This window comes from Halarcobacter bivalviorum, from assembly GCF_003346815.1.
Taxonomy (GTDB): domain Bacteria; phylum Campylobacterota; class Campylobacteria; order Campylobacterales; family Arcobacteraceae; genus Halarcobacter; species Halarcobacter bivalviorum.
The window spans coordinates 2,317,860-2,340,714 of the sequence record NZ_CP031217.1 but is presented as its reverse complement, the minus strand read 5'-3'; the positions used below and the strand labels follow the sequence as shown (position 1 = coordinate 2,340,714).

Genomic DNA, 22,855 nt, shown 5'->3' with positions numbered 1-22,855 from the left:
ATAAGTTTTTTAACTACATTTTTCCATTAAATCTTTTAATTCAAGATTTAAAGCATTTGATGAAATATAAACTTCCCAAATAGAGATACCAAGTGATAAACACATAGAGATTAAACTTAATCCAAAAATCTGTTTACCAAAAATATAAAAGCCTAAAAAAAGACAAAACATAGAAATAGTACACATAAGAAGTGATAAAGCTCCAAAAAATTGCATCCATTTTGTTAGTTCTAATCTCTTTTTTAAGTTTTCAATCTGTCCTCTAAACTCTCCAATTTCTCCCTTTCTAGCTTGTGAACTTAAAGCTCTAATTAGTTGGCCTGTTGTTAAAAATCTATTTGTATAAGCTAGTAATAGTAAAGAGACTGCTGGAAATAGTAAAGCAGGGGTTGAAATTTCAATCTCCATAAATAACCTTTTTTTATTTTTGATATTGTAACTAAATCTGAAATAATAAAAGATATAAGAAGAGTTATTTAATAAGTAAAAAAAGTACAAAAAAAGCAAGTTTTAGTTATTATTGCAAAATGTATAGAAATGAATTTGATAATAAATTAAAACAAAACGAAGTTTTTAATGCCTATATGTTTTATGGGCAATCATCTTTTTTAATTGAGTATTATACTAATTTAGTAGCTAATCAATTGGGAAATAAAGATGAGATAGAAAAACTCTACTTTGATGATTATAATTTTAAATATGCAAAAGATAAATTACTTCAATCATCACTATTTTCTTCAAATAATATTCTTATTATCAAAATAGATAAAAAACTTCCTAAAAAAGATGTAACTGAGCTTCTTGAAGCTTGTTCTATAAATCCTGATTCAAAAGTTATTTTTGCTTGTATGGGAGATAGTGACTTTAAAGCTATGGATGGATATTTTACACCTAAATTAAATGCAGTTAGTGTAAGATTTTTTTCTCCTTTTGCAAATGAGGCAGTAAAACTTATAGAGACTCATGCAAGAAAGTTAAACTTAAATTATGAAATTTCAGCACTAAATCATCTTTACTTTATGCATAGACAAGATCTATCTTTATGTGTAAATGATTTAGAAAAACTTGCAATTTTAAATGAAAAAATTACTACTGATAAAGTAAATGCTCACTGTTTTGGGATAGGAGCTGTAAATTTTGAAGAGTTCTTACATAACCTTTTATCTTCAGAAGATATTAGTGATGATTTAGAACTTCTTTTAGAAGAAGGAATGAATGAAATTTATCTTCTAACTCAAGTGACTTCATTTGTACAACAACTATTTATGATAAGTTCATATGCAAGAGTTCATGGTGTTCCAAATGCAAAAGAGATATTAGGTTTCGTTCCTCCTAAAAATGTTTGGGAAAAAAAGACAAGATTAGCAATAAATATAAAACCAGAGAAGTTCTTAGAGATATTAAATTATTTGCTTTCTATAGAACTAGAACTAAAATCTTCAAAAATTCATGACTCAAATCTCTATTTACAAGCTTGCCTTAGAAAAGTTTCAGTTTTAATTAGATAAAATCAGCAACTTTACAAAAAAGTCCTTGCTGATATTTGTAAAGATACCGGCACAAACTATAAGGAGAAAATAGATGTCAAAATTAAAACATTATGAAACAATGTTTATTGTTAAGCCAACTCTTACAGAAGAAGAGACTGCGGCACAAATCGAAGCAGTAAAAGCTTTAATCACTAAGAATGGTGGAGAAATCGTTGCTTGTGATGATATGGGTTCAAGAAACTTAGCTTATGAAATTCAAAAACACAAAAGAGGTTACTACTTTGTTGTTTATTTCAAAGGTGAGCCAACTTCACTAAAAGAAATCGAAAGAAACTATAGAATCAATGAAAATATCATTAGATTCATTTTCATTAAATATGAAAATAAAAAAGAAATCGCTGCATGGACAAAAATGAGCGATGAGGCAGCAAAAAAAGCTAACTAATAAAAATAAATAGGAACATCTTATGTATAATAAAGTAGTAATGGTAGGAAATCTTACAAGAGATATCGAATTAAGATATATGCCTAATGGAGCAGCCCTTGCAAAAGGTGCAATCGCAACTAGCCATAGATATAAGACTCAAACTGGTGAACAAAAAGATGAAGTTTGTTTCTTAGATTTTAATATCTTTGGAAGATCTGCTGAAGTTGCTAACCAATACTTAAGAAAAGGTTCAAAAGTTTTATTAGAAGGTAGACTTGTTTTTGAACAGTGGACTGCTCAAGATGGTTCTAATAGAAGTAAACATGCTCTAAGAGTTGATACTATGAAAATGTTAGATACTAAATCTGAAGCACAAAATGTAGGTTATGAAAATACTCAAGGTGGTTATGCTCCTCAAAGTAATTATAATCAAGCATCACAAAATCAATATAGTCAACCACAGCAAAATGCTGGGCAAAATAGTTATGGTGGTATGAATCAAGGGCAACAAAATGCGCCAGAACATAACATACCTGAAATCGATATCGATGACGATGAAATACCGTTCTAGAAGATAAGGATAAAAAATGGCTGAAAGAAGAAAATACGGAAAAAAATTTTGTAAATACACTGAAATGAAAGTTGATTTCATTGATTACAAAAACACTGATTTATTAAAAATTTCTATGAGTGAGAGAGGTAAGATTATGCCTAGAAGACTTACTGGTAACTCTAAAAACTCTCAAGAGATGGTAGAAAAAGCAATTAAAAGAGCTAGACACATGGCACTAGTTCCATATATTGTAAATACTCAAGACGTTACTGACGCAGCATACGCAAAGTAATTTTATTAGTAAAGTATTAAAGGGGAGGTTTAAAAACCTTCCCTTTTTTTATGTCTTCATTATATTATGATAATCGTTCTTAATATTAAGGAAGAACTAAGAGATTATTGATTAATATTTCAATAACTATTATCATTAACAAAAAGGACATAAATGTTAAAAAAACTAGCATTAGGAACACTTGTACTTGCAAGTTCGTTATTCGCGGCAAATGAAGTAAATGTTTACTCTCATAGACATTATGATACAGATAAAGAACTTTTTAAAATGTTTGAAGATAAAACAGGAATCAAAGTAAATGTTGTAAAAGCAGATGCTACAGCATTAATTAAAAGAATGGAAACAGAAGGTGAAAATTCTCCTGCGGATGTTTTAATTACTGTAGATGCTGGAAATTTATACCAAGCAAAACAAAAAAATCTTTTCCAATCAATTGATTCAGAGTATTTAACAAAGAATATTCCTGAAAAATTAAGAGACAAAGATAATCAATGGTTTGCACTTACTAAAAGATCAAGAGTTGCTGTATATAGAATTGGAAGTGGAATTGAAAATGAGTTAAAAACTTATGAGGATTTAGCAGACCCTAAATTTAAAGGGAAAATTATGGTTAGATCTTCAAACAATGTATATAATCAATCTTTATTAGCAGCAGTGATTGCACATCATGGGGAAGAGAAAGCTTTAGAGTGGGCTAAAGGTGTTGTTGCAAATATGGCAAATAAACCAAAAGGAAATGATAGATATCAAGTAAAAGCTATTGCTAACAAAATTGGTGATATTGCAATTGCAAATACTTACTACATTGGTAAAATGGTAGACAATAAAGAGATTGCTCAAGCTGAAGCAGTTAAAAAAGTTAAGATTATTTTCCCTAAATTTGAAAATGGTGGAACTCATATTAATGTATCAGGAGCAGGTGTTGCTAAATATTCTCCAAATAAAGAGAATGCAATTAAATTTGTTGAGTTTTTAGCAAGTGCAGATGCACAAGAATTATTTGCAAAAGGTAACTTTGAATATCCAGTTTTAAAAGGTGTTAAGCCTTCTGAACTTGTTTCTTCTTGGGGAACTTTTGAAGATGATACAATTTCTATCAATACTTTAGGTGAAAATAATGCTAAAGCTGTTAAAATCTTCGATCGAGCAGGTTGGAGATAAGAGGCTTTAGATAGATTTGAAACATATTAATAAACTTACAGTAAGTAGTGTTTTTATAACACTACTTATTTCAGTACCAGCAATTATTTTATTTACAAATATATTCATAGGTGGAGAGAATTGGAAACATCTAGTAGAAACTGTATTATTTGAATATATTTTTAACTCACTATATATTATGGTAGGAGTAGCTGTAATTACAGCTATTTTAGGCTTTACTACAGCATATTTGACCTCACTTTTTACCTTTACTGGTTCTTCATTTTTTCATTATGCTTTGATTTTACCTTTTGCAATTCCTACATATATTGTTGCATATATTTATGGTGGAATGTTTGATATTACGGGTAGTGTGACAACTTTTATTTTAGAATTATTAGGAAAAGACTTATCTGAAGTTTACTTCTTTGACATTATGTCTATTGAAGGTGCTATTATTGTTATGTCTTTAGTTTTATATCCATATGTTTATATTGTATGTAAAACTTATTTAAGAGCAGAATCTTCTTCTATTATTGATGCTTCAAAGACTATGGGATTAAACAATTTTCAAATCTTTTATAAAGTAGTAATTCCTATTTCAAGACCAGCAATTGTAGCAGGTGTAATTCTAGCAGTAATGGAAGCAGTAGCTGATTTTGGTGTAATGGATTATTATGGTGTAGCAACTTTTGTAACAGGTATTTTTAGAACTTGGTTTGGAATGGGAAGTGTAGAAGATGCTTCTAAACTTGCTTCAATGTTAATGCTTTTTATTTTTATATTAATCTTTTTAGAGAGATTTCAAAGAAGAAATAAAAGATATAAAAGTAGTGGAAAAGATTTTAAACCTATTGCAAAGCAGAAACTAACTGGATTTAGTAATTTTTTTGCTTTTATTGCTTGTTTTATTCCATTTTTCTTTGGATTTTTATTACCATTTTCTCAAATGACAGTTTGGTTTTATCGATCATATGAAGAGGTAATAGATGAAGACTTCTTAACGATTCTTTATCAAACACTATCTATTGGTGTATTTTCAGCTACATTTATTACAATTTTAGCTTTTGTATTAGTTTATAATGTAAGATTACATAAGAGTAAACTTGCTGACAATTTAATGCAAATCTCTAAATTGGGTTACTCAATTCCAGGAGCTGTTGTTGCTGTTGGGATATTAAGTTTCTTTGCTCTGATTGACAAGAGTTTTAATATCTTACTAAGTGGTACAATTATTGCAGTTATATTTGGTTATACAGTTAGATTTATAGCAATTTCAATTAACAACTATGAGGCTGGTTTTTCAAAAATTCCTCAAAGTTATGATGATGCTTGTAAAACAATGGGAATAGGTTCTTTCCAAACATTTTTAAAAGTTATGTTTCCATTGATAAAAAATTCAGCTATGGCAAGTTTTATTGTAATTTTTATTGAAGTAATTAAAGAGTTACCTCTTACAATGATTTTAAGACCTTTTAATTATGATACACTTGCTGTTTTATCTCATGAGTTAGTAACTCAAGCACAAGTAGTAGAATCAAGTGTTCCTGCTATGTTTATTGTTTTATTAGGTATTGTTTCTGTTTTAATATTAGTAAAAAAAATGATTAAGGATTAATAGTTTATGATAGGAATTAGTGTAAATGACTTATCAGTTTCTTTTGGTGAAACTAAAATTTTAGAAGATATCTCTTTTAATGTTGAAGCTGGAGAAATTGTAACGATTCTTGGTCCTAGTGGTTGTGGAAAAAGTACTATTTTAAGATGTATAGCCTCTTTACATTCAGAGTATAAAGGGGAAATATTTTTAAATGAAACTTGTTTAGTAAATAATGGTAAACATGAATGTAATACTGATATTGGATATATTTTTCAAGATTATGCACTTTTCCCTCATTTAAATGTAAAAGAAAATATAGAGTTTGCATTATATAAATTAAAACAAGAAGAGAAACAAAGAAGAGTTGATACTTTATTAAAGCAATTTGACTTATTTGACCATAGATATAAACAAATACATGAATTAAGTGGTGGACAACAACAAAGAGTCTCTATTGCAAGAGTATTAGCTTATGAGCCAAAAGTTTTATTACTTGATGAACCTTTTTCAAACTTAGATACAATCTTAAGAAATAAGACAAAAGTTTGGTTAAAAAAGATGATTAAAGATTTAGGTCTTAGTGCAATCTTAGTTACCCATGACCAAAAAGAAGCTTTAAGTATGTCTGATAAAATTGCTATTATTAATAATAAAAAAATAGAGCAATTTGGAACTTCACAAGAACTTTTTGAAAAACCAAAATCATATTATGTAGCAAATTTTTTAAATAGAATTAATAGACTCCCTTATAAATTAGTTGAAGATTTAGGCTCAACTATTTCTTTGGAAAACCTTGCTGTTATTCCTATTGATAAAATTGAAGTTACTGCTGATGAAACAAAAATAAAAGCCTCTATTTTAGATATCTCTTATTGTGGAGACTATTATGAATTAGAAGTTTCATTGGATGATTATGAAAATATGGAACTTACTGTAAAAGCTTTTTGTATTGATTGTTTAACTAGTATGCAGAATTGTTTTTTAGATATTAAATTAGAAGATATAAAAATAGTAAGAGAGAAAGTTTAAACTATAAAGGCTTTTGCCTTTATAGTTATTTCATTAATGGGTCAGTTAAACCTAACACATACATTCCAATAAGACCTAAAATCCCCGCAACTAAACAATAGTAAATAGTAGGGATAATTGTTCTTCTTAATGTTTCACCCTCTTGGTCAAGTAAACCAACTGTAGCTGATGCTGCAACTACATTGTGAATAGCAATCATATTACCTGCTGCTGCTCCAACTGCTTGAAGTGCAATCATAAATGCAGTAGAAATACTTAAAGCATCTGCTACACCAAATTGAAATTGTGATAACATCATATTTGAAACTGTATTGCTTCCTGCAATGAAAGCACCTAATGCTCCAACTAGAGGTGCAAATAGTGGATAAATATCTCCAACTGAAGTTGCAACAAAGTTTGCCATAGCAACAGGCATAGAATCAAATCCTGACTCATTAATTCCTGAGTTAATTAAAATTCTAACTAAAGGAATAGTAAATACAAGTACAAATCCTGCACCAATCATTACTTGCGAAGATTCTCCAATTGCAGCTTTCATCTCTTTAAATTCCATTTTATGTAAGAAATAAGTTACAAGAGCTACAAATACTAAAATACCACCTGGTAAATATAGTGGAGTTATAGCATATCCTAAACCTTCTCCCATAATATCTTTGAATGGAATAACCCAAGAAGAAACAAAGGCTTTAGCTTCTGAAGAAACTCTTGTTATAACAAGAATAATCGCAACTAATACATATGGAATCCAAGCTTTAGTTAATGACATATTTGCTTTTGTGCTCATTGCATCAAGTTTAATCTCTAATTTACTTACCCAATGAACTGGCCACTCCTCTTTTGGAGCAAAGTCCCAAGTTGTTTTTGGTAATAAGAAACCTTTTTTAGCTGCGAATACAACAATTGGTAAACCAATAAGTGCCCCGATTAATGATGGGAACTCTGCACCTAAGAAGATACCTGTTAAAGCATAAGGAATTGTAAATGCTAAACCACCAAAAATAGCAAAAGGAATAATATTTAATCCTTCTGTCCAAGATTTGTTTTTACCAAAAAATCTTGTTAACATCATTACCATAAATAGAGGAATTAATGTTCCAGTAATAGCATGAACAATAGCAACTTCACTTGTGATAATTTGTAAATAAGTTTCCCAACTAGAACCAAGGTTATCTAAAGTAGTACTAATTGCAGCACTATCTAAACCTTTGTTTACACCGATTAAAATAGGAGTTCCTACAGCTCCAAATGATACTGGTGTACTTTGAATCATCATACCAACCATAACTGCTGCCATAGCTGGAAAACCAATTGCAACTAAAAGTGGAGCTGCAATAGCTGCTGGTGTACCAAAACCTGATGCACCTTCAATAAATGAACCAAATAACCAAGCAATAATAATTACTTGAACTCTTCTATCTGGACTAATATTGTTAAATCCTTGTCTAATTACTGCAATTGCACCAGAGTGTTTAAGTGTATTTAATAATAAAATAGCACCGAAAATAATCCACAGAACCGCAACTGTAATAAGTAGACCTTGGATTGTTGAAGCTAAAATTCTATTGAATGTAACTTCCCATACTAAATATGCAACTGCTGTAGTTGCAAGATAAACAATAGGCATTGCTTTTTTAGCTGGAAATCTAAATCCAACTAATAAAATTGCAGCAATGAATATTGGTAAAGCAGCAAAAAGTGCTTGTGTCCCAATTCCCATAGTGACTCCTTCTAATAATATATCTTAATGATAAATAGAAGTTATGATATTTGTATGATAATTAATAGTAGCAATAAAATAGCAGAAAAAAATGTTTAGTTTTGTAGCAGAAAATTCTTAGTAAATTGTATGAAAAAAGCTTATAGCTTTTCCCATACTACGCCATTTGGCGTATCCATAATAGAAATATTTAAGGCTGAGATTTCATCTCTAATCTTATCAGCAGTTTCAAAATCTTTGTTTTTTTTGGCTTCTGTTCTTTTTAAGATTAATTCTTCAATTTTTTGAATATCATCGTGACTAATTCCAAATTGAAAATATTTATAAGCATCGTTAAAACCAACACCTAATAAATCATTAATAAATTCAAAACTTGCAACTAACTCTTTTTTGATATTTTTATTTTTTGGTTCTTTATCTAAAGTCTCATTTGCTTTAGTTATATATTCATCTATTATAGCTATTGCTTTAGGAGTATTCAAATCATCATTTAAAGCTTTCATTAAATCATTTTGAAGCTCTTTATTTACAGTTGATTGTCCCACTCCATAAACTCTTTTTTTAACTCTATAAAATTTATCAAGTCTTTTTTTAGAAGCGATTAAATCCTCTTCATTAAAATTAAAATTTGTTCTATATTGAGCTGTTAAAAGATAGAATCTAATAACTTCTCCTGAATAGGCTTTAACAATATCTTTTAAGAAAAATGAGTTTCCTAAAGATTTACTCATTTTTTCTCCATTTATTGTTACAAAACCATTATGCATCCAATATTTTGCTAGATGAGCTTTTGTTGAACATCTTGTTTGTGCAGCTTCATTTTCGTGGTGAGGGAAGAGAAGGTCAGCTCCTCCACCATGAATATCAATCTGGTAAGTTTCATCTTTATATGCAAGATGTTTATTTATCATTGCACTACACTCAATATGCCAACCTGGTCTTCCTTTTCCAAATGGGGCATCAAAACTTACATCATTCTGTTTTTCAAACTTCCAAAGTGCAAAATCACTAGAGTTTCTTTTTTGAGTATTTACTTCAACTCTAGCTTGAGAGTTTTCATCACTTGCTCTGTGGGAAATATTTCCATATTCTTTATCTTTTGATACATCAAAATATACCCCATCAGAGATAGCATAAGCAATATCTTTAGAGATTAAATCTTCAATCATTTCAATCATTACATCAAGATTTTCTGTAGCTTTGGGCTCTAAAGTATTATCTAAAATATTTAAAATATTCATATCATTTTTATATGCTGTGATATAGTAGTTAGTAACTTCTTCTAAAGATTTATTTGTATCATTCATTTTTTTAATGATTTTGTCATCAATATCAGTGAAGTTTTTTGTCATAGTTACATTATAGTTGTTTGCTTTTAGTGTTCTGTGTAGTATATCAAAGGCAATTGCAGATCTAGCGTGACCTAAGTGTGAATCATCATACACTGTAGGTCCGCAAACGTAAACTTTTACGTCATTGTTTTTTATAGCTTTAAACTCAACTTTTTCTTTTTTTACTGAGTCAAATATAAAAAGTGCCATTATTTAAATAGTGCCTCTAAACTTGCAGTATCAGTTGTTTTATCAGCTTCTTGATTTTCAGAACCTGCTGAAGCTGATACTCCACCAACTTCAACTAATTCAATTTCATATTTAGTTAACATTGAAGCAAGTCTGATGTTTAATCCAGCTTTTCCAATTGCTTTTGATTTTTGGTCACTTGGAATTGTTACTACTGCTTTTCCTTTTACATTTCCTTCAGCAGGAGTTTCAATTTTTACACTTTGAATAATTGCAGGAGATAAAGCTCTTGAAATAAACATTTCAGGAATTGCTGAATACTCAACACAATCGATATTTTCTCCACTTAACTGTTTTGAAACGGCACCAATTCTAACACCTTTCACACCTACAATTGAACCAATAGGGTCAACTGAAGCATCAGTAGTTGCTAAAGCAATTTTAGCTCTACTTCCAGGAATTCTTGCACTTGCTTCAATAGAGATAATTTCATCTTTTAATTCAGGAACTTCTGCTCTTAAAAGTGATTCTAAGAATTTAGGTGATGTTCTTGAAATTTCAATGATTAAGCCATTTGCTTTATCAATATTTACAGCTTTTACTACAGCTTTTACTGTATCTCCAATTCTAAAAGATTCACCTTTAATTCTAGATTTTCTAGGAAGCATTCCTTTAACTTCACCAATCTCTACAAAAGTATTTTCTTGTCTGTCAACTCTAGTTACTGTTCCGCTAATAGTTTTTCCAATTTTATTTTTATATTTACTAACTAAAGTCTCTTCTAAATATCTTTGTACTCTGTATTCAAAATTACTATGTAAAATTGTTGCAGCATTTCTTCCCATATTCTCAAATTCTAAGTCATAATCAACTGTATCCCCAACTTCTAAATCTGGGTCTATTTCTTTAGCTTCACTTAGTTCAATGAAGTTTTCAGGGTTTACGTTATTACCTTCTTCATCAAGTCCTAAAGATCTACTATCTCCATCTGGTACAACTTCAACTTTTTGTGAAAGCTCTAATTTTTTATTTGCTCTGTCAATATTTGCATCAAAAGTTAAAGTTTCATCCACCATTTTTTCAGCAGTTTTAATAAGTGCTTCTTTTAGTGCTGTTTCAACTTCCTCTATCTTAAGGCCTTTTTCATAGGCAATAGAGTCCAATATATCAATAATCTTATCCATTAATATTACCTTCTTATTTTAACATTGAAATGTAATGTTTTTTGATTTTCAATGTGAGTAGAACAATATTATATCAAAAAGTTCTTTTATACAAATTAAAGCAACTTTAAGATAAACTATTTAGCTAATTAAAAACAAAAAGGTATTTAAATGGAATTATTATTTGCAAGAAATGAACTTACTGAGAAACCAAAAAAAGTTCAACTTGATAAAATCAAAGAAGAATTAACTAAAAGTGGTGAAAAAATATTCTATTTTGATAGAGACAACTCTCACAAAGATATGATGTCTTTAGTTGATGCGTTAGAGGATGAGGGGTATAACGTATATTTCAGAGAAGTAAAGTATGGGCTTGCTGATGAAGAATACATGTATGAGGTACATGCTTTATAATAATAAAAAGTGAATAAAGATAAATGAGTAAAGAAGAAAAGAAACTATTTATACAAACGCTAGGGTGTCAAATGAATGACACTGATAGTCAACATATTATTGCTGAACTAAAAGAGCATAAAAACTATATTACAACAGATCAGATGGAAGAAGCTGATTTAATTATTATTAATACTTGTTCAGTAAGAGAGAAACCTGTTCAAAAACTTTTTTCTGAAATTGGACAGTTCAATATTAAAAAGAAAAAAGATGCTAAGATTGGTGTTTGTGGATGTACTGCAAGCCACTTAGGTGAAGATATTATAAAAAGAGCTCCTTATGTAGATTTTGTTGTTGGAGCAAGAAATATTTCAAAGATTAAAGATGTAGTTGATAAAAAAGGTTCTGTTGAGATAGATATTGATTATGATGACTCAACTTACCAATTTGCACAAAATTCTAATTCCTTATATAAAACATCTGTAAATATTTCTATTGGATGTGATAAAGAGTGTACTTACTGTATTGTTCCTGCAACAAGAGGTGATGAAATCTCTATTCCACCAGAGATGATTGTTGAACAAGTTCAAAAAGATGTTGCAAAGGGAGCAAAAGAGGTTACTTTATTAGGTCAAAATGTAAACTCTTATGGAAGAAGATTCTCTGATGGAAGAGAAAAAACAAACTTTACTAAACTTTTACAAGAAGTGTCAAAGATTGAAGGTTTAGAGAGAATTAGATTTACTTCTCCTCATCCTTTACATATGGATGATGAGTTTATTGAAGAATTTGCAAAAAATCCTAAGATTTCAAAATGTATTCATATGCCTTTACAAAGTGGTTCAACACAAGTATTAAAAGCTATGAAAAGAGGATATACAAAAGAGTGGTTTTTAAATAGGGCTAAAAAAATTAGAGATTTAGTTCCTAATGTTAGAATCACTACTGATATTATTGTAGCTTTCCCAGGTGAGTCTCAAGAAGATTTTGAAGATACAATTGATGTAATCAAACAAGTTAAATTTGACCAAATTTTTAACTTTAAATACTCTCCAAGACCAAATACTAAAGCTTTAGAATTTAAAGATTTAGAGATTGAAGATGAAATTGGAAGTGCAAGACTTATAGAGGTTATTGAACTTCATAAATTACATCAAAGTGAATTAATGGATTCAAATATTGGAAAAACTGTAGAAGTTTTATTTGAATCTTTAAAACCAAATGGTGAAATTGCTGGTTTTACAGATAACTATTGCCAAGTTTTTGTAAAAGGTAGTGATGAGTTATTAGGACAAATCGTAAAAGTTAAGATTACTGATGCAACAAGAACGGCATTAAAAGGTGAAGTGGTAAACTAAATGAAAATTTTTTTAATTACAAGAGTTGTACCTTTTTTCTTACAACTCTTTGTAAAGTTCATATATTTTACAAGTAAAAAAGTTTTTCATCACCCTAAGATAGATGAAAATGAATCTTTTGTTGTGGCTTTTTGGCATGGAGAGCTTCTAATGCAACCATTTAATTATAGGAAACTAAAATTAAATGGGAAAGTTAGTGCTTTAATAAGTCAACATAAAGATGGGGAAGCTATAACAAGAACAGTTGAATATTTAGGTATTCACTCTATTAGAGGTTCAAGCAGTAAAGGTGGAGCAAAAGCTCTAATTTCTGCTATTAAAGAGATAAAAGCAAAAAATGATGTAGCAATAACTCCTGATGGTCCAAGAGGACCAAGACATTCAGTTGCTGACGGGATTGTTGCTATCTCAAAGAAAACAAATGCTAGAATTTTGATATTTAACTATAAAGCAACTAAATATTGGCAATTTAACTCTTGGGATAAGTTTGTTTTACCAAAACCTTTTGGTACTTTAGAGTTCTTTATTCAAGAACCTTTAGATATTAGCAATATGGAAATGGAAGAAGCAAAAGAACTTATAAAAGAAAAAATGCTAGAAAACGCCATGCAATAAAGGTTGAGTTTTAAAATGTTTTCCAAAGAATCATTATATATTAATGCAATAAAATATACTAATCAATTAAAAATAAACTATAAGAGACTTAGCAATAATGATATTGTTGAGACAAATAGTTCTACTTTTATTGCAAAAGATGATATCTTAGGTAGAGACATTGCTACAAAACTTAATAATCATGCTTCAGAAATAAATAATACCTATATTTCTACACTATTAATTGCTGATGATACTGCCCTTATAAAAAAGAAAGGTGCAAAACCAAAAGATTGTGAAATCACATCTTTAAATAATGATTACAATATCGCAGTTTCAAAAAATACTCTTTTTGAAACAAAAAACTATTTTGAAAAATGTGGAGTTGATTATATCTTCTCTGCATATCATATTTTAAATCTACATATAGAGCAAAATCCTTGCAATAATAATTTAGTAGTTTTACTTTTTAATGACCAAGCTTTTTGTGTAGTTTTAAATGAAAAAAATGAGATAGTTTTCAATAAAAAGATTCAATTAACTGCTTTTGATGATATTAAGCAGAGTAAATTTTATGAAAATGAAGTTTTAGGACAAAAGCTATTTGATGAAGTATATAGCTTAGAACTACATGAGGCAATTCAAAATACAATTGAAGAGTTTTATGAAGGTAGTAAAAATATTTTTATTGAGAAAATATCACTTTTATATAATATTAAAATTTTAACAAGTGAACAGATATCACAAATGAGTGAAGAGTTTATGATAGATGTAACTTATCATCCAATATCTGTAGATGAAGAGTTATTTCAATTATCAAAAGATACTCATTCCCATAAAAGTTTTATAAAACCAAGACCTAAACCTACAAATACAGTTAGAAACTTTATTATAGTTTTAGCTATTTTTGCTGTAGTTTTTGCAGCAAGTGCTTTTGTTTTACCATATAAGAAATGGTTAGGAATTGAAGAGAGTAAAAAAGAAGTAGTTCAAAAACAAGAAGTTGTAGTTAAACAGGAAATAAAAAAGAAGATAATTCTTCCTAACCATTTATCTTTAAATTCTGATGTAGAGTTTAAAGTATTAAAAGCTTTAGAAGTAATCCCTTATGATGTAGTATTAACAGAATTAACAGTTGATAATGATAGATTATTACTTGATATTAATATGTTAAATAAAGATACTTTTATTAAGGTTATCAAGCCAGAACTACAAAAAGAGTATGAGAAAATAGATATTGAATTTAAAGAGAGTAAAAAACCAGTATTAAAAGCAAGTATTAATGTTGAAGGTTTTAAAGCTAAAAAAGAGCAAGAGACAAAAGAGTATAAAGAGATATATTTATCAAATGAATTTATGTCTATTATTACTGTAACAGAGCAACTTAAAATGCTATTTTCAAAAGAGACAAGACTAAACTTTAAATCAAGTTCTAAAAATGAGTTTGTAACTTTTGATTATTTAGTAAATATGCTTGTACAATCTCCTTTAGAATTTTTCAAAATTATTGAGATTTTAAATAATGAAATGTATTCAATAAATATTGCCTATCCAATTAATTTTGTGAAAACTGAAGCTGGTATAGAAATAGAATTTCTTCTACAATTTCATCAACCAAAATAGTTAAAATTGAATTACAAATCTAACTCCATTTTTAGAGTTTTCAATTTTTAAATTAGCGTTAAAACTATTTTTTATTACAAGTTTTACCATATATAAACCAATACCTGTGCCATCCTCTTTTGTCGTGTAATAAGGATCAAATATCTTTTCTAAATTGCTCTCTTCTATTCCACCTGCATTATCACTTATTACTAAATAGTTTTTTTCATTTTTAGTAAAAGAGATTATTTCAATATTTCTTTCTTTAATATCTTTTTCAATAAAGGCTTGAATAGAGTTAGTAATTAGATTAATAAGAACTTGAGATAATTCCATTTCTATACCATTTAAAGTATAGTTTGAAAGAATTTGAGTCTCTATTTCAACTTGATTCATCTCTATTTGAGGAGTTAGTAACTCTTTTGTTTTTTCAATAACTTTTTTTATCTCAAAACTATTTTTATTTTTATCTTCTTTAAAAAAGTTTAAAAAACCATCAATTGTATCTCTCATATAATGGATTTGTTTTTTAGTGTTTTCAGAAAAGTCATTAATAACTTCATCATTTAGTTCATTAAAAGTATAGGCAAATTTAATATCATCACAATAGATTGACAAAACATTTAAAGGTTGTTTTAGTTGATGAGAGATTACGCCAATCATCTCTCCAATACTTGCCATCTTTGTATTATGTACAGCAAGCTTATTTGCCTTTTCTAAAGAGGATTTTATCTGTTTATTTTTATTAAATAATTCAATATATGCTTTTAATTTAGAAGTTAAAAGAACATCATCTATAGGTTTTGAGATATATTCAATTGCGCCTAAATCATAACCTTTCTTTTGATAGAAATCTTTATCATAAATTCCGGTGATAAAAATAACTGGTATATCTTTTAGTTTATCTATATTTTTTATATATTCTACAAACTGAAATCCATCTATATCTGGCATTTGTATATCACAAAGAATTAAATCTATATCTTCTTTCATAAGAATATTAATAGCATCATTTGCTTTTAAAGCTGAATAGACATTAATATCTAAGTCTTCAATTAATAACTCTAATGAATAGATATTATCTTGTACATCATCAAGTATTAAAATAGAAAAATTATCTTTCATTAAATATCCTTTGTAATTTAAATCTTATAAAATTATAATGGAAAATGATACTATAATAGTATTTTTTAATAATATAATGATTAATAAAAAATATAGGAGTGAAACTTTAAGTTCAAAAGTGATGTTAAATATAATAGAAAGATTTAAAAATAGTATTAGTTCAAACTTATTTAAACAAGTATATCTTACATATTTTATTTTTGTATTTATTTTTGTTGTCTTTCAAATATTCACAGAATATACAAATGAAAAAAGAAAACTAGAAAAAGTATTTATAAAGATTGAAAAAGTATATAAAGATATATTAATTAATAATACAGAAAAAAAAGATATTAAAGAGTTAAGTTCTATTGCCCATGCAATAGAAGCAACTACAGATATTTCAGGTCTAGCTATTATTGAGGAGAAACAAAGGTTTCTTTTTTTACATGGAGTAGTCTCATCTAATATTGAAAATATAAAATCGGTAATTAGACTTCCTAACTTAAAATATAGTTTTTCTAAAAATTTATTAACTCATGGAATAGAGTTTTCTCACAATAATAGAAATTATTACATCTTTTTATTTATTAAAGAATCAGAAATTTTTGAGAATATGGAAGAGTCAATTTATTTAATTTTATTAAATATTCTTGCAAGTATGATTACTTTAGGAGTTCTATTTTTAATCTTCTCGACTAAACATTTAGTAGAACCTCTTAATATTATTATTGATTCAACAAAAAAGTTTGATGTTGTTGAGCATGAGTTAATTGAAATTAAATTAGGCAATATTGAAAAAAATGAGTTACATACTCTTGCTAATACTTTTAACAAAATGTCAAAACGAATTAATGAAGCTTATATCAATATGCAACAATTAACTATGATAAGAGAGATTCAGAAAAATAAATTAGAAGAACAAAAAAAAGAGCTTTTAGATGCAAATAAAGCAAAAGATGATTTCATGGCTAATATGAGTCATGAGTTAAAAACACCTCTTAATTCAATCAATGTAATAAGTAATGTAATGATGAAAAATAAAAGAGGTATTTTAAATGAAAAAGAGATTAAAAATTTAGAGATTATAAATAGATGTGGAAAAGATTTACTCTTTCTTATTAATGATGTGTTAGACCTTTCAAAACTAGAAGCAGGGGAGATAACTTTAAATAATGATAAAATTGATTTAAAAGAGTTAATGCATGGTATTTATGATATGTTTAACCTTCAAGTAAAAGAGAAAAATATTGATTTTGTTTTCCATATTGATAAATCATTGAATTATATATTTAGTGATAAAGATAGAATTAACCAAATAATAAAAAATCTATTAAGTAATGCTTTAAAATTTACAGAAAATGGACAAGTAAAGTTTTTAGTGGTTGATGAAAATAAAAACTTTAAAGTTATTGTTGAAGATAATGGAATAGGAATCTCAAAAGATAAGTTAGAACATATATTTGATAGGTTTAAACAAGCAGATGGGAGTACTACAAGGAAATATGGTGGTACAGGTTTAGGTTTAGCTATTTGTAAAGAGTTAACAAAATTATTAGACGCAAAAATAAGTGTAGAAAGTGAAGTAGATAAGGGGTCAAGGTTCTCTGTTGTTTTTCCTAAAAATAAACACTTGTTAGAGAGTATGAATCTTTTAGAGATAAAAAGTACAAATAGTGAGGATGTTTCTACTTTAATAGAGAGAAAAGAAGAGATAATAGTTTTAAATAATGACCCCGTACTATTTTTTAATTTGGTAATTGATTTAAATAAAAAGTATAAAGTTCTTCAAGCTTTCTCTTTTGATGAACTAAAAAAATATATGGAAAGAGATGAAAAGCTAATTGTTGACATAGATAAAATGACAGAAGAGGAGTTAGATTTTTTAGTGAATAATTCAGAAAATAAACTTATTTTAATTTCTGAAAATGAGATAGAACAAAAGTATAAAGAGTTAGCTTATCGAAGTTTAAAAAAACCAATTGATAGTGATTTAGTAGATAAGCTATAGATATCTTTTTTAAAGGATTTATGATGATAGAAATAAATGAAAAAATTAAAAGTTTAAAAGTTTTATATGTAGAAGATGAAGAGTTAGCAAGGGAAAAATTAGGTAAATTTTTAGAGCGAAAATTTAGTACAGTTAAACTTTGTTCTAATGGTTTAGATGGCTTTTTAGCTTTTCAAGATGCTTATTCAAAAAATGAAAAATTTGATTTAGTAATTAGTGATATTAATATGCCTAAAATGGATGGCTTAGAGATGTTTGAGAAGATTAAAGAAATAGATAAAGATATTCCTTCTATGTTAATTACAGCAAGAACGGAGACAGAACAACTATTACAAGCTATATATTTACATATTGATAGTTATATTATGAAACCAATTGATTTAAATATTATAAATGAGAGGTTAGATAGGATTTGTAATGATATATTTTATAAAAAAAGTTATGAAAATCAAAAGAAAGAGTTACAAACTTATTTAGATATTTTAAATCAAGAAGCAATTGTCTCAAAAACAGATTTAAGTGGCAAGATTACTTACGTAAATGAAGGATTTTGTGTTGTTACTGGCTATGAAGAGAGTGAGTTAATTGGTAAATCTCATAAGCTAATAAGGCATCCAGAGATTTCAAAGGATTTTTTCAAAACTTTATGGGATACTATTCAAAGTGGTAAAATTTGGAGTGGTACTTTTAAAAACTTAGCAAAAGATGGTTCTACTTTTTTTGTAAATACTAAGATTATTCCAATCTTTGATTCTTCTAATAAGGAGATTAAAGAGTATATAGCAGTTAGATTTTTAGTAACAGAAGATGAACTTAAAAAAAGAGAGAGCTATAAAAAATATTTAGAGCAAGTAACTCAGTATAAAAAAGCAATAAGTCAATTAGTTAGTGAAAAAGAGCTTTTGAATAAAAAGATAATTGATCTTTCAAATGCTAATATTTCATTGGAGAATAAAGCTTCTCAAAATGAGTTAAAAAGAAAGCAGTTACTTAATCAATTAGAAGCTTATGAAAAAAACAATTTAGAGTATGATAAATTAAATTTAATGACAAAACAAGATAAGAGTAAGCAGTTTGATCAGATGTATAGAGCTTTAAATAGTATTAAAAGTTTGAATAAAAGACAAGAGAAAACAATAAATGATTTAGAAACAATGTTATCGGCAAAGACAGGAGAATTAGATTCTTTTATTAAAAAAGATTTAGAAAATAAAAAAAGAATAAATGATTTAAAAGATTTAGTTACAAATCTTCAAAAAGAGAATGAAGAGTTAAAGAAACAGAAAAAGTCAATTTTTTAATGAGATAAAGTTACCAAACTTTTATCTCATTATAAACAGAATCTCTTTCTACAGGAGTAAATCCAGAGTTTTTAATTAAATCAACAAATTGTTGAAGAGGCATTCCATTTGCACTTTTAGCTCCAGCTGCACTTTGAATAGACTCTTTTTCAATAGTTCCATCTAAGTCATTTGCTCCAAATTCTTGTGCTAAAAGAGCTAATTTTACTGTTGAAGTTACCCAATAAGCTTTGATATGAGGAATACTATCTAATAAAATTCTTGCAATTGCCATTGTTTTAAGAATTTCTTGACCAGTTAGAAAATCTTTTACTTTTAAATAGTTATTCTCTTTTTGGTATACAAGAGGAATAAATGCATTAAATCCTCCAGTCTCATCTTGTAAATCTCTTAATCTTAACATATGGTCTATTCTATGCTCTCTTGTCTCAATATGTCCAAATAGCATAGTTGCATTACTTTCATGTCCAGCTTTGTGCCAAAGTTTGTGAATATCAAGCCATTGTTGAGATGTAACTTTCCCCCCACAAATTCTTTTTCGCACTTTTTCATCAAAAATTTCAGCACCACCACCTGGCATAGAATCTACACCACTTTCAATCATTTTTTTAATAATCTCTTCATAGCTTAGCTTATATTCTTGTGCTAAAAAGTGGATTTCTGCTGCTGTTAAAGCTTTTACATGAATTTGAGGGAATTCCATTTTTATTTTTTTGAAAATATCTAAATACCATTCAAGACCAGTATCTGGATTATGTGCTGAAACAATATGTACTTCTTTAATACCATTTTTAGATGAGTTTTTCACTATTTCTAAAATTTGTTCATGGCTCATTGTATAAGGATTTGGATTTTTTCTACTTGCACTATATGCACAAAATTGACAAACATCTTTACAAATATTTGTAGGGTTGATATGTCTATTTATATTAAAGTAGGTCTTATCTCCATGTTTTTCTCTTCTAATATCATTTGCAATAGATGCTAATTCAAAAAGGTCTAAATCATATAATTTTATAGCATCTTCAAGTCCAAGTCTTTGTTTATTTTTAATCTTTTCTAAAACACTCATTATCTCTTCTTATTTATTATTTACAGTCTATATCTTTAGTGTAGTTTCCTTCATTACTTCTATGTACAAAACCTATACACTCTTTATTTAAAGTCTTATCAAAAAAAGTAACTTTATAAACTGTACTTTTTACTTTTGTTTGCGTATCTTCAACACTCATTCTATTTACTACTTTAATGCTAGAAATATTTTTGTGTCCAAGATTATTTAAGACTTCTTCCATTTTTAGGTTTTTTGTAATCATTACAAAGCCAAAACCTAAAATTGTTACTATAGACATAATGGCAATTATAGCAACAGTTTTTTTAGGAAGTCTTCTAACTTCTGGATTATGGTTCATATGTAAACTCACTTAAAGGTTTAAATGTATCATCACTACTATCAAAATAATCTATTTTAGCAGTTTGGATGTCATAATACCATCCATGAACTTTAAGTTTCCCCTCTTCAAGTAATCTTTTTACATCTGGATAAGTTAAAAGATTTTCAAGTTGGTATCTAATAGAGTTTCGCTCCGTAGCTCTATATTTCTCTTCTTCTGTATTAAATTTTTGGTTTTTAAGAGTTCTCTCTTTTGCTTTTGCCCCAAGTTTTAACCAAGTTTTTACATGAATTAATGATTTTGTATCTGGTATTTCCTCATATAAAGACTTACAAGCTCCACAGTGTGAGTGTCCACATACAATAATATGTTTTACTTTTAAAACAGCAACTGCATACTCAATAGCCGCAGCACTACCATGATAATCTTCATCATGTTTATAAGGGGGAACAAAATTCCCAACATTTCTTAAAATAAACATATCTCCAGGTTTTGAGTTAAGCATTAAATCAGGTGTAACTCTACTATCTGAACATCCAATAAAAAGAACTTCAGGTTTTTGTCCATGTTCAACCAATTCTTGTAAGTCATTTTCTAACTCCAAGAATTGATTCTGTCTAAAGTTCTCATTTCCTTTGATTAATTCATTTAATATCATGCTATTTTCCTACATTTTTTATTATTACTTGGCTTTTAGGTGTTACAACCGTAACCTTTTTTATTCTATCTTTCTCTTCATCATCAATATTTCTGTACTCAACTAAGTAATCCATTTGATGGCAAGAGATAAGTGTTGTTAGTTTTGAAAGCACTATACTTTCACAGTTCTTCATGTTTACAAAAGTATTTTCACTAGCAAAGGCTGTAAGTGAAAAGGCTAAGATTAAAAGTAGTTTCTTCATTTTGCTTCCTTTAAAAAATTACAAACATACTCTAAGTCACTTTGTTTAATATCAGTTTTTGCAATAAGTCTTATTATTGCACTTTTAACTGTAGGTTGTCTTATTGCTCCTACAAGATAACCTTTTTGTTCTAAACTTTTTTGAAGTTCTAAAACTTTTTTGTTATCTGCTATTTGCACAGGAATAATTAAACTTTGAGAGTTTAAACCTAAAATATTGTTTACAAGTTGTAAGTTAGAATCAATTTTCTCTTTAAATTGTTCTTTATTTTCTTGTATATATTTTAATGATTCATGGCCTAAAACTATATCAAATAAAGATGGAGCAGTTGTGTAGATAATGGCTTTTGCTCTATTTACAAGAAAATCAATTATAGTCTTTGAAGCAAGAATATATGCTCCATAACTTCCATAGGCTTTTCCTAAAGTTCCCATTTTTATATGATTTTCTTTGGGTTTGATTTTATATAAATCAAAAATTCCTAAAAGCTTATCTCCTAAGATTCCAGAAGAGTGTGCTTCATCAACTATTAGTAAAGCATTTTTTTCATTTGCAAAATCAAAAATTTCTTTAGGAGCTAAATCACCTTCCATAGAATAAACTCCTTCTATGGCAATAATTTTTCGTCCCTTTGCATCTTGATTTTCAAATTTCTTTTTTAAGTCTTGGCAGTCATTATGTTTGAAAATAACTACTTGATTTTTATTTAGAAGTCTAGTTGCTAGCATTCCACTTGCATGATAGTTTTCATCAATAAATAAAATATCACCCTTTCTTACAAGTGCTTCAATCATTGAGATATTTGCTAAGAAACCACTTCCAACTACAACTGCATCTTCAAAACCATTGTATTTTTTTAAATCATCTTCAAAATCTTTATGAAATTGGCTATATCCTGTTACAACAATTGATGCTTTTGGTGAAGTGAATTTTTCTTGATAGAGTTTTTTGTAAGTATTTTCAAAAAGTATTTTTTGAGAGGCAAGACCTAAATAGTCATTTGAGGCTAAATCAACAAGATTAGTATCAAAGACCTTTCTAGTACGATATCTATTAGCTTTTTTGATTGAGTTCAACTCTTTTTCGTACAATATTACTCCTAATAATTTTATAATTATATACAAAAAATTTTTAAAAATTGTTAAATTTTTTCTAAATGCTACTGTTTTGCTATAGTGAGTAGTTATAATTTCTTCACCTACTAATTAAACGTCCTTCATAGTAGTATAGAGCAGAGATTTTTCTTTGCTCTTTTTTTATTTTAG

General features: G+C 27.9%; 23 protein-coding genes. 13 read left to right on the top strand and 10 right to left on the bottom strand.

Annotation, left to right across the window (positions count from 1 at the left end; all coding sequences use genetic code 11):
* Positions 1–9 precede the first annotated feature (9 nt).
* Complete coding sequence (locus ABIV_RS11870; protein ID WP_114840090.1) at positions 10–408, bottom strand: DUF2721 domain-containing protein; 399 nt, start codon at positions 406–408, stop codon at positions 10–12.
* A gap of 119 nt (positions 409–527) precedes the next feature.
* Here ABIV_RS11870 and holA point away from each other — a divergent pair, with 119 nt between their 5' ends.
* The 7 genes from holA (at position 528) to ABIV_RS11835 (ending at position 6,531) form a co-directional block, all read left to right on the top strand.
* On the top strand, positions 528–1,508 hold the full coding sequence (holA, locus tag ABIV_RS11865) for a DNA polymerase III subunit delta (RefSeq protein ID WP_114840089.1): 981 nt from the start codon (positions 528–530) through the stop codon (positions 1,506–1,508).
* A gap of 73 nt (positions 1,509–1,581) precedes the next feature.
* Positions 1,582–1,935, top strand: coding sequence for a 30S ribosomal protein S6 (rpsF, locus tag ABIV_RS11860; RefSeq protein ID WP_114840088.1), 354 nt, complete (start codon positions 1,582–1,584; stop codon positions 1,933–1,935).
* Positions 1,936–1,957: 22 nt separating this feature from the next.
* Positions 1,958–2,488, top strand: a complete 531-nt coding sequence (locus ABIV_RS11855) for a single-stranded DNA-binding protein (protein ID WP_114840087.1) — start codon at positions 1,958–1,960, stop codon at positions 2,486–2,488.
* Positions 2,489–2,504: 16 nt separating this feature from the next.
* On the top strand, positions 2,505–2,762 hold the full coding sequence (gene rpsR, locus ABIV_RS11850; RefSeq protein ID WP_114840086.1) for a 30S ribosomal protein S18: 258 nt from the start codon (positions 2,505–2,507) through the stop codon (positions 2,760–2,762).
* A 153-nt stretch (positions 2,763–2,915) separates the two neighbouring features.
* Entirely contained in the window at positions 2,916–3,923 is a 1,008-nt protein-coding gene (locus ABIV_RS11845; protein WP_114840085.1) for a Fe(3+) ABC transporter substrate-binding protein, read from the top strand.
* A 16-nt stretch (positions 3,924–3,939) separates the two neighbouring features.
* On the top strand, positions 3,940–5,520 hold the full coding sequence (locus ABIV_RS11840; RefSeq protein ID WP_114840084.1) for an ABC transporter permease: 1,581 nt from the start codon (positions 3,940–3,942) through the stop codon (positions 5,518–5,520).
* Between the two features lie 6 nt (positions 5,521–5,526).
* On the top strand, positions 5,527–6,531 hold the full coding sequence (locus ABIV_RS11835; protein WP_114840083.1) for an ABC transporter ATP-binding protein: 1,005 nt from the start codon (positions 5,527–5,529) through the stop codon (positions 6,529–6,531).
* A 25-nt stretch (positions 6,532–6,556) separates the two neighbouring features.
* Here the strand turns inward: ABIV_RS11835 and ABIV_RS11830 are convergent, their stop codons facing one another.
* The 3 genes from ABIV_RS11830 to nusA form a co-directional block, all read right to left on the bottom strand.
* Positions 6,557–8,248 carry an L-lactate permease gene (locus tag ABIV_RS11830; RefSeq protein ID WP_114840082.1) on the bottom strand — a complete coding sequence of 564 codons (1,692 nt, stop codon included), beginning with the start codon at positions 8,246–8,248 and terminating at the stop codon, positions 6,557–6,559.
* Positions 8,249–8,388: 140 nt separating this feature from the next.
* Entirely contained in the window at positions 8,389–9,789 is a 1,401-nt protein-coding gene (gene cysS, locus ABIV_RS11825; protein WP_410471242.1) for a cysteine--tRNA ligase, read from the bottom strand.
* The gene (nusA, locus tag ABIV_RS11820) at positions 9,789–10,952 is read right to left on the bottom strand and encodes a transcription termination factor NusA (RefSeq protein WP_114840080.1); all 1,164 of its coding nucleotides are present in this window, start codon (positions 10,950–10,952) and stop codon (positions 9,789–9,791) included. Before nusA ends, cysS begins: the two co-directional genes overlap by 1 nt.
* 150 nt (positions 10,953–11,102) lie before the next feature.
* Here nusA and ABIV_RS11815 point away from each other — a divergent pair, with 150 nt between their 5' ends.
* From ABIV_RS11815 to ABIV_RS11800, 4 genes are read left to right on the top strand one after another with little or no spacing between them, the layout of a single operon-like run.
* Positions 11,103–11,345 (top strand): HP0268 family nuclease, encoded by a 243-nt coding sequence (locus ABIV_RS11815; protein ID WP_114840079.1) that lies wholly within the window; start codon positions 11,103–11,105, stop codon positions 11,343–11,345.
* A 23-nt stretch (positions 11,346–11,368) separates the two neighbouring features.
* Positions 11,369–12,682 (top strand): tRNA (N6-isopentenyl adenosine(37)-C2)-methylthiotransferase MiaB, encoded by a 1,314-nt coding sequence (miaB, locus tag ABIV_RS11810; RefSeq protein WP_114840078.1) that lies wholly within the window; start codon positions 11,369–11,371, stop codon positions 12,680–12,682.
* Entirely contained in the window at positions 12,683–13,297 is a 615-nt protein-coding gene (locus ABIV_RS11805) for a lysophospholipid acyltransferase family protein (protein ID WP_114840077.1), read from the top strand.
* Positions 13,298–13,312: 15 nt separating this feature from the next.
* A complete protein-coding gene (locus tag ABIV_RS11800; protein WP_114840076.1) occupies positions 13,313–14,899 on the top strand; it encodes a hypothetical protein in 1,587 nt (528 codons plus the stop codon).
* Here the strand turns inward: ABIV_RS11800 and ABIV_RS11795 are convergent, their stop codons facing one another.
* On the bottom strand, positions 14,900–16,003 hold the full coding sequence (locus ABIV_RS11795; protein WP_114840075.1) for a sensor histidine kinase: 1,104 nt from the start codon (positions 16,001–16,003) through the stop codon (positions 14,900–14,902). It abuts the gene before it with no gap.
* Between the two features lie 121 nt (positions 16,004–16,124).
* Here ABIV_RS11795 and ABIV_RS11790 point away from each other — a divergent pair, with 121 nt between their 5' ends.
* Both ABIV_RS11790 and ABIV_RS11785 read left to right on the top strand, forming a co-directional pair.
* Positions 16,125–17,993: a sensor histidine kinase gene (locus ABIV_RS11790; protein ID WP_162918014.1), complete on the top strand. Its 1,869-nt coding sequence runs from the start codon at positions 16,125–16,127 to the stop codon at positions 17,991–17,993.
* A gap of 23 nt (positions 17,994–18,016) precedes the next feature.
* Positions 18,017–19,294 carry a response regulator gene (locus tag ABIV_RS11785; protein WP_162918013.1) on the top strand — a complete coding sequence of 426 codons (1,278 nt, stop codon included), beginning with the start codon at positions 18,017–18,019 and terminating at the stop codon, positions 19,292–19,294.
* 10 nt (positions 19,295–19,304) lie between these two features.
* Here the strand turns inward: ABIV_RS11785 and mqnE are convergent, their stop codons facing one another.
* From mqnE to ABIV_RS11760, 5 genes are read right to left on the bottom strand one after another with little or no spacing between them, the layout of a single operon-like run.
* A complete protein-coding gene (gene mqnE, locus ABIV_RS11780) occupies positions 19,305–20,366 on the bottom strand; it encodes an aminofutalosine synthase MqnE (protein WP_114840072.1) in 1,062 nt (353 codons plus the stop codon).
* Between the two features lie 16 nt (positions 20,367–20,382).
* Positions 20,383–20,706, bottom strand: a complete 324-nt coding sequence (locus ABIV_RS11775; protein ID WP_114840071.1) for a hypothetical protein — start codon at positions 20,704–20,706, stop codon at positions 20,383–20,385.
* Entirely contained in the window at positions 20,696–21,346 is a 651-nt protein-coding gene (locus tag ABIV_RS11770) for a carbonic anhydrase (protein ID WP_114840070.1), read from the bottom strand. The genes ABIV_RS11775 and ABIV_RS11770 overlap by 11 nt, the downstream gene beginning before the upstream one ends.
* 1 nt (position 21,347) lies before the next feature.
* Positions 21,348–21,590 (bottom strand): hypothetical protein, encoded by a 243-nt coding sequence (locus tag ABIV_RS11765; RefSeq protein WP_114840069.1) that lies wholly within the window; start codon positions 21,588–21,590, stop codon positions 21,348–21,350.
* The gene (locus ABIV_RS11760) at positions 21,587–22,681 is read right to left on the bottom strand and encodes an aminotransferase class I/II-fold pyridoxal phosphate-dependent enzyme (protein WP_114840068.1); all 1,095 of its coding nucleotides are present in this window, start codon (positions 22,679–22,681) and stop codon (positions 21,587–21,589) included. The genes ABIV_RS11765 and ABIV_RS11760 overlap by 4 nt, the downstream gene beginning before the upstream one ends.
* Positions 22,682–22,855 lie beyond the last annotated feature (174 nt).